Origin of the sequence: Sphingomonas rhamnosi (assembly GCF_036663615.1) — a bacterium.
Lineage (GTDB): Bacteria > Pseudomonadota > Alphaproteobacteria > Sphingomonadales > Sphingomonadaceae > Sphingomonas.
This window is the reverse complement of the sequence record NZ_JAXOJJ010000007.1, coordinates 137,756-149,897: the sequence shown is the minus strand read 5'-3', so window position 1 is coordinate 149,897 and position 12,142 is coordinate 137,756. Positions and strand designations below refer to the sequence as shown.

Genomic DNA, 12,142 nt, shown 5'->3' with positions numbered 1-12,142 from the left:
GCGGTCGAGACACAACTGCGATATTGCAGGGTTGTTAGAAATCAGGGTATGGACGCATCGCCCGACCAGCGTCGTTTCCGGACTCCGGCGATGACGCGGATATCAGCCAGGAGCCTGCCATGACCGCCCCCATTCGAACCGAACGCCATGGCGACGTCCTCGTGATCATCTCGGACAATCCGCCCGTCAACGCGCTCGGCGCGGCGGTAAGGCAGGGTCTAGACTCCGCGGTGCGCGACGGCATTGCCGACGACGGCGTCACAGCGATGGTCATCCGCTGCGATGGCCGCACCTTCTTCGCCGGCGCGGACATCACCGAATTCGGCAAGCCGATGCAGGAGCCCGCGCTGCCGACGCTGGTCGACAGCATCGAGGCATCGCCCAAACCGATCGTCGCCGCGATCCACGGCACCGCGCTGGGCGGCGGCTGCGAGGTGACGCTCGGGTGCCATTACCGCGTCGCGGTGCCCAGCGCGAAGATCGGTACGCCGGAAGTGAAGCTAGGTCTGCTGCCGGGCGCGGGGGGCACGCAGCGGATCCCGCGGATCGCCGGCGTGCAGCTGGCGCTGGAGATGACTGCGAAGGGTGATCCGATCTCGGCGAAGCGCGCGCTCGACGCGGGGTTGATCGACCGGATCGTCGGGGAGGACAGCCTGGAAGCCGATGCGATCGCCTTCGCCCGGGAGATCGCCGCCAAGCGCCCCCTGCCCCGGGCGTCGGAGAAGACCGCTGCTGCCGATCCCGATGCGGTCGCCACATTCAAGAAGGACAACGCCCGCCGCTTCCGCGGGTTCGACGCGCCCGCCGCCAATATCGCGTGCGTCGAGAAAGCCGCCGACGGATCGAGCTTCGCCGACGGCGTCGCGTTCGAGCGGACCGAATTCATGCGGCTGATGATGGGCGTACAGTCGGCCGCACAGCGCCACATCTTCTTCGCCGAGCGTCAAGCGTCGAAGATCGACGGCATTGCCAAGGACATCGCGCTGCGCCCGATCGCCCGCGTCGGCGTGATCGGCGCGGGGACGATGGGCGGCGGAATCGCGATGAATTTCCTGTCCGCGGGTATTCCCGTGACGATCGTCGAGATGGCGCAGGACGCACTCGATCGCGGCACCGGCGTGATCCGCAAGAATTACGAAGCCTCCGCCGCCAAGGGCCGGCTCAAGCCCGAGCAGGTCACCGCGGCGATGGGCGTGCTGACCCCCACGCTTGATTTCGCCGCGCTCGCCGACTGCGACCTGGTGATCGAGGCCGTGTACGAACAGATGAGCGTGAAGCAGGAGATCTTCGGCAAGCTCGACGCGATCTGCAAGCCGGGCGCGATCCTGGCCTCCAACACCTCTTATCTGAACATCGACACGATCGCCGCGGCGACCGGGCGGCCGCAGGACGTGCTCGGTATGCACTTCTTCTCGCCCGCCAACGTGATGAAGCTGCTCGAAGTCGTACGCGGCGAAAAGACCGCCGACGACGTGCTGGCGACGGTCATGGCGCTGGCGAAGACAATCCGGAAGGTCGCGGTCGTCGCCGGGGTCTGCGACGGGTTCATCGGCAACCGCATGCTGATGCCGCGGCAGGTCGAGGCGATGAAATTGCTGATGGAAGGCGCGACGCCCGAACAGATCGACCGTGTCCATGTCGCTTTCGGCATGCCGATGGGCCCGTTCCAGATGAGCGACCTCGCCGGCGTCGACATCGGCTGGCACCGCGACCCGACCCGCATTGAGAGCATCCGCGACGCGCTCGCCGCCGAAGGGCGCTGGGGCCAGAAGACACAGAAGGGCTTCTACGATTACAACGAGAAGCGGAACCCGACGCCCTCGCCCCGAGTGGCCGAGATCATCGACGACTTCCGCGCGAAATCCGGCACCGTGACGCGCGAGATCAGCGATCAGGAGATCATCGAGAAGACGCTGTACACGATGGTCAATGAAGGCGCGCTGATCCTCGAAGAAGGCATGGCGCAGCGCGCGTCGGACGTCGATGTGGTGTGGATCTATGGCTATGGCTGGCCGGTGTATCGCGGCGGGCCGATGTTCTGGGCCGATACCGAAGGATTGGCCAAGGTCGTCGCCGGGCTTGAGAAGCACGGCTTCACGGTCGCGGCGTCCCTGAAGGACAAGGCGGCGGACGGCGGCCGGTTCACGTGATGCGCAATGCGCGAAAACGCCCCCCGTCACCCCAGCGCAGGCTGGGGTCTCTGTGGGGCAGATGCCACGGCCAGAACCGAGAGACCCCAGCCTTCGCTGGGGTGACGAAATAGCGGGCCGCGTTTGACGGAGAGCACCATGACCGACCTCGACACCTTCCGCACCGAAACCCGCGCCTGGCTCGCAGAAAACTGCCCGCCCGAAATGCGCGAACCGCTGCGCTCGGAGAAGGACATCTGCTGGGGCGGCCGCAACTACGTCCCGTCGTGCCCGGCGCAGAAGCTGTGGCTCGACCGCATGGCCGCGCGCGGCTGGACCGTCCCCGACTGGCCCAAGGCCTATGGCGGCGGCGGGCTAAACGCCGCAGAGACCAAGGTTCTTCGCGAGGAAATGGCGGCGATCACGGCGCGGAATCCGCTCAATTCGTTCGGCATCTCGATGCTCGGGCCGGCGCTGCTGAAATATGGCACCGAAGCGCAGAAGGTCGAGCATCTCACTAAGATCGCGCGCGGCGAGATCCGCTGGTGTCAGGGCTATAGCGAGCCCAATGCCGGCTCCGACCTCGCCAGCCTCGCGACCTCGGCTGAGGACAAGGGCGACCATTATCTCGTCAACGGTCAGAAGGTGTGGACGTCCTATGCCGACCAGGCCGACTGGATCTTCTGCCTCGTCCGCACCGACAAGAGCAGCAAGCAGGGCGGTATCAGCTTCGTGCTGTTCGACATGGCGAGCCCCGGCGTGTCGACCAAGCCGATCCTGCTGATCAGCGGCAATTCGCCGTTCTGCGAAACCTTCTTCGACGACGTGAAGGTGCCCAAGGCCAACCTCGTGCACGAGGAGAACAAGGGCTGGGACGTCGCCAAATATCTGCTCGGGCACGAACGCGAGATGATCTCGGGCATGGGGCTGGCGTCGAGCGGCGGCGGCAACCCGCTGATCGAGGGGGCGATCGCGACCGTCGGACTCGGTCATGACGGGCGTCTCGCCGATCCGCTGCTACGCGCGAGCATCGCGCTGTTCGAGGTGCGCGCGCGCGCGTTCGGGGCGATGTCCGAACGCTTCATCGACGAACTGAAGGCCGGCAAGGCGCACCCCGCACAGCCCAGCATGATGAAATATTACGGCACCGAGCTGAACAAGACCCGCCACGAACTGATGATGAGCGCGGGCGGCTCCAACGCGCTCGCATGGGACAGCGACCGTTCGCGCGGTGGGGCTGCGGCGCGGTCGTGGCTGCGCACCAAGGCGAATTCGATCGAGGGTGGGACCAGCGAGATCCAGCTCAACATCGTCGCCAAGCGGATCCTGGATTTGCCGAGCTGAACGCCGCCACCGCCCTATCGTCACCCCAGCGAAGGCTGGGGTCCCCGCTAGTCGAAGCGTGCCCGTGCCGCACAAGACCCCAGCCTTCGCTGGGGTGACGGAGTGTTGAAATGCCCCTCTTCCTCGACGACGACCAGACCGCGCTGCAGGACACGATCCGCGACTTCATCGGCGCAGCCGCACCGGTCAGCCATATGCGCGCGCTACGCGACGCCGACGACCCCACCGGCTTTTCGCGCGATCTGTGGAAGCAGTTCGCCGAGATGGGTTTCACCGGAATCCTGATCGGCGAGGATCAAGGCGGCCTGGGCATGGGTCATGTCGAGGCGGGGATCGTGCTCGAAGAGATCGGCCGCAACCTTGCCCCCTCCCCCTTCCTGTCGACCGCGGTCGCGGCGGTCGAGGCGCTCAAGGGCACACCGCATGCCGCGCGCTGGTTCCCCGGCATCCTCGCGGGTGACACCGTTGCGGCGCTGGCGATCGACGAGCGCGCCAAGCATGGCACCGCGATCGCGATGACCGCCGAACGATCGGGCAACGGCTTTCGGTTGAGCGGTCAGAAGCGGTTCGTCGCGCATGGCCATGTCGCCGATCTGATCATCGTCGCCGCCCGTACCGCGGGGTCCGCCGACGAGGCGGACGGCGTCACGCTGTTCGCGGTGCCGAAGGATACCGCCGGGCTTTCCGTCGACGCTGAACGGCTGGCGGATGCGAGCCTTGCCGCGCGGATCGACTTCGACGGCGTGCAGGTCGACGGCGACGCGGTGATTGGCGAGGTCGATGGCGGGCGGGTCGGGCTCGACCGGCTGCTGCGCGCGGCGCGATCGGGGGCGTCGGCCGAGTTGCTCGGCGTCGGCGGCGGGGCGATGGACATGACGATCGGCTATCTGAAGCAGCGCAAGCAGTTCGGCACGACGATCGGCAGCTTCCAGGCGCTGCAGCACCGCGCCGCGCACCTCTATGCCGAGATGGAGGTCGCGCGTGCCGCGGTGTTGAAGGCGCAGCAGCTGCTCGATACGGGTAGCGCGCAGGCGGACGAGGCGGTGTCGGTCGCCAAGGCGATGACGTCGCTCGCGACCACGTTGGCGGTGCAGGAAAGCGTGCAGATGCACGGCGGCATCGGCATGACCGACGCATACGACGTCGGCTTCTTCATGAAGCGCGCGCGGGTGCTGGCGGAGATGTTCGGCGACGCCAATTTCCATGCGGACAAGCTCGCGCGGAGCGCGGGGTACTAAATCCTCCCCGGCACGGGGAGGGGGACCACGAAGTGGTGGAGGGGGAGCGCCGCACGCGCTACGCGGGAGGAAAGCCCCCTCCACCACCCGCGTGAAGACGCGGGCGGTCCCCCTCCCCGTACCGGGGAGGAATGAAGGAACATCATGACCGACGCCTCCCCCGCCGCGCTTGCGACCAGCCTTGTCGACCTGCTCGAGATCGAAGAGCTCGACACCGATCTCTATCGCGGCAAGCGCCAGCCCGGCGGTGTCGGCCGCGTGTTCGGCGGGCAGGTGATCGCGCAGGCGTTGCAGGCGGCGCAGCGATCCACCGACGCGCCCAAGGTCGCGCACTCGCTCCACGCCTATTTCATGCGCGCGGGCGACGAGACGCTGCCGATCCTGTACCGCGTGGTGCGCGATTTCGACGGGCGCAGCTTTGCCACGCGGCGCGTGATCGCGATGCAGAAGGGCAAGCCGATCCTCAACATGGCGTGTTCGCTGCAGGCGCCCGAGGGCGGGCTCAGCCATCAGGACACGATGCCCGAGGTGCCGGCGCCTGAGGGGCTTAAATCCGAGCATGAACTTCGCGCCGCGTCGGCCGAGCAGATTCCCGAACGGTTCCGCGCGATGTTCGCGCGCCAGCGGCCGATCGAGATCCGCCCGATCGTGCAGCGCGACTGGCTGTCGCCGGTGGCGCAGCCGCCGCGGCAGCAGAGCTGGTTCCGCATCATCGCGCCGATCGGCGACGATCCGGCGATGCACCGCGCGATCCTGGCCTATGCGTCCGACATGCAGCTGCTCGGCACTGCGACGCTGCCGCACGCGGTCAACTGGATCACCCCGGGGTTCCAGACCGCCAGCCTCGACCATGCGCTGTGGCTGCACGAGGATTTCCGCGCCGACGACTGGCTGCTCTACAGCTGCGATAGCCCCTGGGCGGGGCATGCGCGCGGCTTCAACCGCGGCAAAATCTTCGCGCGCGACGGCCGGCTGGTGGCGAGCGTCGCACAGGAGGGGCTGATCCGGATGCGTGACTGATTCGCGTTAAGCCGTTCATTAACGGCTTTTTCGTGGATTTCGGCGACAGTGACGGTCGACCAGCCGGAGCGATCATGCAACGCCTTCTCTACATCAGTACCGCGCGCAAGCCGTTGCCCCCCGTGGACATCGAAGAGATTCTGCGGATCTCGCGGCGCAACAACGCGCGGGGCGACATCACTGGGCTACTGGTCGTCGGCGGTCGGCGGTTCCTGCAGGCGCTGGAGGGCCCGGCCGATGCGGTCGAGCAGACCTATCGGCGGATCTGCGCGGACCCGCGCCACTTCGCGGTGGTGATGCTGTCGCAACGGGCGACCGACCGTCGCATGTTCGACGGCTGGGCGATGGGCTATCGCGCCGGGCCGGATCCCAGCGGCACCGCGCTGCCCGACATCGTCCGGTCGCTGACCGCGACGATCGACGACCCCAATCTGCGCGCCAATTTCACCGGCTTCGCCGATCTGCACGCGGCCAGCTAGACCGCGGTCTTGCCATAGTCTTGCCGGGTGACCGGATGGCTGGACGATAGGCCACCATCGACCGCCAGCGCCTGTCCGTTGACGTAGCTGGCGTCGTCGGAGGCCAGGAACAGGGCGACCCGCGCCAGCTCCTCGGGTTGGGCGCCGCGGTGCAGCGGATTGAGGCGGCCGAGCCGGTCCATCTTGTCGGCGCTGCGGGCATAATCGAAGGTCGGCTTGGTCATGCCGGTTTCGGTGAGCCCGGGGCAGAGCGCGTTGACGCGGACGTTCGATCCCGACAGCTGTTGCGCGGCGACGGTAGCCAGGTTGATGACGCCGGCCTTGGAGGCCGAGTAGGCGGGGCTGCCGGCGCCGGAGCGGAGGCCTGCGACGCTGGCAGTGAGCACGATCGCGCCGCCGTGGCCGGTTGCAGCCGCGCGCTCGGCGATCCGCGGCGCGGCGTGCTTGATCGCCAGATACGGCCCGACCAGGTTGACGCGCAGCACCTCGGTGATCAGCGCGACGTCGGTGTCGAAGATGTTCGCCATCCCGCCCGAGATCCCGGCGTTGGCGAACAGGATGTCGAGTCCGCCGAACCGGTCGCAGGCGAGCGCGACGGTGCGGATCACATCGTCCTCCGACCCGGCGTCCATCCGGATCGCAACCGCGGTGCCGCCGGATTCGGTTATCATGCGCGCGGTCTGGTCGGCACCGTCGGTCAGGTCGGCGACGACGACGCTGCCGCCCTCGGCCGCAAACAGGATCGCGGCGGCGCGGCCGATGCCGGAGCCCGCGCCGGTAACGATGATCGAACGGTCGGTGAAGCGCATGGCGGGTCCTTTCTACTCGTCCTTATTCGTCACCCCAGCGAAGGCTGGGGTCTCTGTGGGGCGGGCGCCGCGGCTCGAACCGGGAGATCCCAGCCTTCGCTGGGATGACGAACGGGCATCACGCTCCCGCCTTCTCCGCGAAGTGCCAGCTGGCGTCGGCCAGGCGGTAGACCTGCGCCGCGGATGCGGCTGCCTGCGCGCTCGACGCGGTGCCTTCGACGATGCGCTTCTTGATGCCCTGGACGATGCCCGTCAGGCGGAAGAGGTTGTAACTGAAATACCAGTTGAGGTCGGGTACCCCGTCGCGTCCGGTCGCCGCGCAATAGCGCTCGGTCATCGCCTCGATCGTCGGAATGCCGCTGTCGCCGCCCGCCACGCCGAGCAGTCCCGAACGGCCTTCGGGCGGGGTGACCCAGCTCATCAGGAAATAGGAAAAGTCCGCGAGCGGATCACCGAGCGTGGACAATTCCCAGTCGAGCACCGCGATCACCCTCGGCTCGGCGGACGCGAAGATCATGTTGTCGATGCGGTAGTCGCCATGCACGATCGAGGTCCGCGTCTGCGCCGGGATGGTGCGCGGCAACCATTCGATCAGCCGCTCGACCGCGGGCATCGTCTCGGTCTCGCTGGCGCGATATTGCTTGGTCCAGCGCGCGACCTGGCGTTCGAAATAATTGCCGGGCTTGCCATAATCGCCGAGCCCGGCGGTGTCGTAATCGACGCCGTGCAGCGCGGCGAGCGTGTCGCACATCGCGTTGTACAAGCCGGTGCGCTCGACGGGCGCGACGCCGGGCAGTGTGCCGTCCCACAAATTGCGGCCGTCGGCGAGGCCCATGACGTAGAACATCGATCCGATCACGCCGTCGTCGGTGCACAGCCCGTACGGCCTGGCGACCGGGAAGCCGGTCGGGTGAAGCCCCGCGATCAGCCGATATTCGCGGTCGACGGCGTGGGCCGATGGCAGCAGCGGGCCGAAGGGCTTGCGCCGTAGGACATAGGCGCCCGACGGGCTGTCGATGCGGTAGGTCGGGTTCGACTGGCCGCCCGCGAACTTGGCGTAGGTGAGCGGACCGGTGAAGCCGGGGATGTTCTCCGACATCCAGCGGGTGAGGTTGGCCTCGTCGAGACGGTCCTTGCCCTCGGCGGGAATCGTACCGCTCATGAAAAGGTGATCACGCTGCGCGTGGTGTCGCCGCGCCGCAATTCGTCGAACGCGTCGTTGATCCGCTCCAGCGGCATTCGGTCGGCGATGATCGTGTCGAGATCGAGCAGCCCGCGCAGGTAGAAATCGACCAGTCGCGGGATGTCGACGGGGAAGCGGTTGGCACCCATGAACCCGCCTTGCAACCGCTTGCCCGACAGCAGGTCCATCGCGGACAGGCCGACCTTTTCGCCGAGCGGCATCATCCCAAGGATCGTCGCGGTGCCGCCGCGGCGCAGAACCTTGACCGCGGTGGCCGCGGATTCCGATCGCCCGACCGCTTCGATCGCGTGATGCACGCCGCCCCTGGTGATCGCGACGACCTGCTCGGCGGCGGTGTCGTCGCGCGCGTCGATGCTATGGGTGGCACCGAGGCTTTCGGCCATCGCGCGCTTTTCGGGTACTGGATCGAGTGCGATGATCTTGCCGGCGCCGGCGATCTTCGCGGCGTTGACCGCGGCCAGCCCGATCCCGCCGCAGCCGACCACGCACACCGTCTCGCCTGGCGTCACGTCGGCGACGTTGAACACCGCGCCCGCCCCCGTCGTGACCGCGCAACCGAGCAAGGCCGCGCGATCCATCGGCATGTCGCGGTCGATCGCGACGCAGGCATGTTCATGGATCAACATCATCTCCGCATAGGCGGACAGGTTGAGCATCTGCGCGATCGGACGATCGCCGAGCATCAGTCGCGGCGGCGCGCCGCGCGGACGTTTGACGCTGGGATCGACGCACAGCGCCATGCGACCGGTGACGCAATATTCGCAGTGGCCGCAAAACGCCGACAGGCAGGTGACGACATGGTCGCCGACCTTGACCGTGCCGACCTCGCTACCGATCGCCTCGACCACGCCACAGGCTTCGTGGCCGGGGATGGTGGGCAGCGCGTGCGGATAGGCACCGTCGACGAAGTGCAGATCGGACCGGCACACGCCGACCGCGACGGTGCGGATCAGCACTTCGCGCGGCCCCGGGTTGGAGACGGTGACGTCTTCGATGCTGAGCGGGGTCTTGGCTTCGAAGAGGACGGCGGCTTTCATCGGCGTTCAGGCTCCGGCTGTCAGAACGGGAAAGGCAGATCAGCGCCGCGCGCCGGCGTCACCATATTTGCCGAACTCCGCGCGCGCGATCGCGCGGTTGTGGACCTCGTCGGGGCCGTCGGCGAAGCGCAGCGTGCGCATCGCCGCCCAGTCGTGCGCAAGCGTGAAATCGTCGGAGACGCCGCCGCCGCCATGCGCCTGGATCGCGTCGTCGAGGATGCGCAGCGCCATGTTCGGCGCGGCGACCTTGATCATCGAGATTTCCTGCTGCGCGGCCTTGTTGCCCGCGCGGTCCATCATGTCGGCGGCTTTCAGGCAAAGCAGCCGCGTCATCTCGATATCGATCCGCGCGGTGGCGATGCGTTCTTCCCAGACCGAAAAGTCGGCGATCCGCTGGCCGAACGCGACGCGGCTGAGCAGGCGCTTCGCCATCGCCTCGATCGCGGTCTCCGCCACCCCGATCGTGCGCATGCAGTGGTGGATGCGGCCCGGCCCGAGGCGGCCTTGCGCGATTTCGAACCCGCGCCCCTCGCCGAGCAGCACGTTCTCGACCGGCACACGGACATTGTCGAGCACGACCTCGCCGTGCCCGTGCGGCGCATGGTCGTAGCCATAGACGCTCAGCATGCGCTTGATCGTCACGCCGGGCGTGTCCATCGGCACCAGGATCATGCTCTGCTGCTGGTGGCGCGATCCCTCGAAGCTGGTCTTGCCCATCACGATCGCGATCTTGCAGCGCGGATCGCCGACGCCGCTCGACCACCATTTGGTGCCGTTGATGACATAGTCGTCGCCGTCCCGGACCATCGACGTTTCGATGTTCGTGGCGTCCGACGACGCCACCGCGGGTTCGGTCATCAGGAACGCCGAGCGGATTTCCCCGCGCATGAGCGGGCCGAGCCACGCCTCCTTTTGATCCCGCGTTCCGTAGCGGTGGAACACCTCCATGTTGCCGGTGTCGGGCGCCGAACAGTTGAAGCATTCGCTCGCCCAGCCGACCTTGCCCATCTCCTCGGCGCATAACGCATATTCGAGATTGGTCAGCTGCGTCCCCTCGAACGCGAACGAATCGTCGACATGGGTCTGCCCCGAATGCGGCGGCATGAAGAAATTCCAGAGGTCGGCTGCCTTGGCCTTTTCCTTCGCGTCCTCGATCACCGGCAGCACCTTCCAGCGCTCGCCATGGTGGGCCTGGGCATCGTATTCGGCTTGGCGCGGACGGATCTCGGCGTCGATGAACGCCTTCACGCGATCCCGAAAATAGGTTTCGCGCTCGCTCAGGGTGAAATCCATCGGGTCCTCCGTCCGGCCATCGTCAAAATGGCGGGTAGACCATACCGTGTTTTCGGTAAAGCCGGCAAAGCCCGACGAACCGCCGCTCCTTCGTCCTGACCCGGCGAATGCAGAAAAACACTGTATCTTCAAAACCAAGCTGGTACTGTGGCGTGATGCAAGGTTCGGGCACGGCAAAGGAAGACGGCGAACACGGCACCAAGCGGTTCCGGGCGAAGCGCGACGCGATCCTGGCGGCCGCGGCCGAGGCGATCAACGAACAGAGCGCCAAGGGCATGACCTTTGCCGACGTCGCCCGCCGGGTAGGGCTCAACACCACCAGCGTCACCTATTATTTCAAGCGCAAGGAAGACCTTGCCGCCGCGGCGTTCGAACACACGCTCGACACGCTGATGGCGATGCTCGACACCGCAATGGCCGAAGCGACGCCGATCGCGCGCGTGCGCCGCTATGTCGGGCTCAACATCGAACGGCTGGCGCGGATCGAGCGCGGCGAAGAGACGGCGTTTGCGGTCCTGTCCGACCTGCGCGCGACCGAGGAGCCGCTGCGCGGGCGATTGATGTCGGGCTGGCGCGAGGTGTTTCGGCGGACGCGGATGCTGTGGGGTGCGACGACGACGCGCGCGCAGACCGACCTCAACAGCGCACGCGCGCACGTGCTGCTCGAAAACACCTTCTGGCTGCCGATATGGCTGACGCGCTACGAACCCGATCAATATGCGCGGGTCGAGGCGCGGTTGATGGATGTGTTCGCGCACGGCCTCGCGGGGCCCGGGGTAGACTGGTCCCCCACGTTGCTGAACCTCGACCACGCCGAGGCCGAGCCCGGGCGTGCTGCCTTCTTGCTTGCGGCGACCCGGCTGATCAACGCGCTCGGCTATCGCGGTGCCAGCGTGCAGAAGATCGCGTCCGAACTGAACGTGACCAAGGGCAGCTTCTATCATCACCTCGACGCCAAGGATGACCTGGTCGTTGCCTGTTACCGGCGCAGCTTCGACACGATCGCCGACGCGCAGGCGCTGAGCGATGCCGGCGGCGGCACGCACTGGCAGCGGTTGTCGAGCGCGGTCGCGACCTTGCTCGACGTGCAGTTCGCCGAACGCAGCCCGTTGTTGCGGACGACGGCGCTGAGTGGCCTGCCGGTCGGCGAGCGCAACGCGATGGTCGAGCGGTCGAACCGGATCGCACGGCGTTATGCCGGGACGATCATGGACGGCACCGCGGAAGGATCGATCCGGCCGGTCGATTCGCTGATCGCCGCGCAGATGCTGATGGCGTTGCAGAATGCGGCGTTCGACATGCGCAAATGGGCCGGCACGATGCCCCGCGACCGCGCGACCGCGATGTATGCCTCGACGTTGTTCTATGGGCTATTCGACGACCGGATGGCGGCTTAGCCGCCTGCATCGGCTGCGACCAACCAGTCACACCAGCCGCGTTACCGTCATCCTGGCGAAGGCTGGGATCTCGCGAGGCGAACGTACCGCACCAGCCGCGAGAGACCCCAGCCTACGCTGGGGTGACGGATGTGAGCGAAGCGTCGACTTGGAAAATTCGCGATACGGTTCGGAACAGAAGGACGGCGGAAG

10 protein-coding genes are annotated in these 12,142 nt (G+C 67.0%); 6 read left to right on the top strand and 4 right to left on the bottom strand.

From position 1 onward, the window contains the following. Positions 1-119: 119 nt before the first annotated feature. The 5 genes from U1701_RS15215 (at position 120) to U1701_RS15195 (ending at position 6,210) form a co-directional block, all read left to right on the top strand. Complete coding sequence (locus U1701_RS15215; protein WP_332783419.1) at positions 120-2,150, top strand: 3-hydroxyacyl-CoA dehydrogenase NAD-binding domain-containing protein; 2,031 nt, start codon at positions 120-122, stop codon at positions 2,148-2,150. A 138-nt stretch (positions 2,151-2,288) separates the two neighbouring features. Then, entirely contained in the window at positions 2,289-3,473 is a 1,185-nt protein-coding gene (locus U1701_RS15210) for an acyl-CoA dehydrogenase family protein (RefSeq protein WP_332783418.1), read from the top strand. A 110-nt stretch (positions 3,474-3,583) separates the two neighbouring features. Then, complete coding sequence (locus U1701_RS15205) at positions 3,584-4,711, top strand: acyl-CoA dehydrogenase family protein (RefSeq protein WP_332783417.1); 1,128 nt, start codon at positions 3,584-3,586, stop codon at positions 4,709-4,711. 144 nt (positions 4,712-4,855) lie between these two features. Continuing rightward, positions 4,856-5,731, top strand: a complete 876-nt coding sequence (locus U1701_RS15200; protein WP_332783416.1) for an acyl-CoA thioesterase — start codon at positions 4,856-4,858, stop codon at positions 5,729-5,731. A 74-nt stretch (positions 5,732-5,805) separates the two neighbouring features. Next, complete coding sequence (locus U1701_RS15195) at positions 5,806-6,210, top strand: BLUF domain-containing protein (RefSeq protein ID WP_332783415.1); 405 nt, start codon at positions 5,806-5,808, stop codon at positions 6,208-6,210. On the opposite strand, the gene U1701_RS15190 is transcribed toward U1701_RS15195, so the two are convergent. From U1701_RS15190 to U1701_RS15175, 4 genes are all read right to left on the bottom strand, one after another. Then, positions 6,207-7,019 (bottom strand): SDR family NAD(P)-dependent oxidoreductase, encoded by an 813-nt coding sequence (locus U1701_RS15190; protein WP_332783414.1) that lies wholly within the window; start codon positions 7,017-7,019, stop codon positions 6,207-6,209. The two genes, U1701_RS15195 and U1701_RS15190, sit on opposite strands and share 4 nt — an antisense overlap. 118 nt (positions 7,020-7,137) lie before the next feature. After that, positions 7,138-8,181, bottom strand: coding sequence for a phosphotransferase family protein (locus U1701_RS15185; RefSeq protein ID WP_332783413.1), 1,044 nt, complete (start codon positions 8,179-8,181; stop codon positions 7,138-7,140). After that, positions 8,178-9,260, bottom strand: coding sequence for a Zn-dependent alcohol dehydrogenase (locus tag U1701_RS15180; RefSeq protein WP_332783412.1), 1,083 nt, complete (start codon positions 9,258-9,260; stop codon positions 8,178-8,180). Before U1701_RS15180 ends, U1701_RS15185 begins: the two co-directional genes overlap by 4 nt. A 39-nt stretch (positions 9,261-9,299) precedes the next feature. Then, positions 9,300-10,553 carry an acyl-CoA dehydrogenase family protein gene (locus U1701_RS15175; protein ID WP_332783411.1) on the bottom strand — a complete coding sequence of 418 codons (1,254 nt, stop codon included), beginning with the start codon at positions 10,551-10,553 and terminating at the stop codon, positions 9,300-9,302. Positions 10,554-10,708: 155 nt separating this feature from the next. Here U1701_RS15175 and U1701_RS15170 point away from each other — a divergent pair, with 155 nt between their 5' ends. Next, a complete protein-coding gene (locus U1701_RS15170) occupies positions 10,709-11,950 on the top strand; it encodes a TetR/AcrR family transcriptional regulator (RefSeq protein WP_332783481.1) in 1,242 nt (413 codons plus the stop codon). The last annotated feature ends 192 nt before the right edge of the window (positions 11,951-12,142 follow it).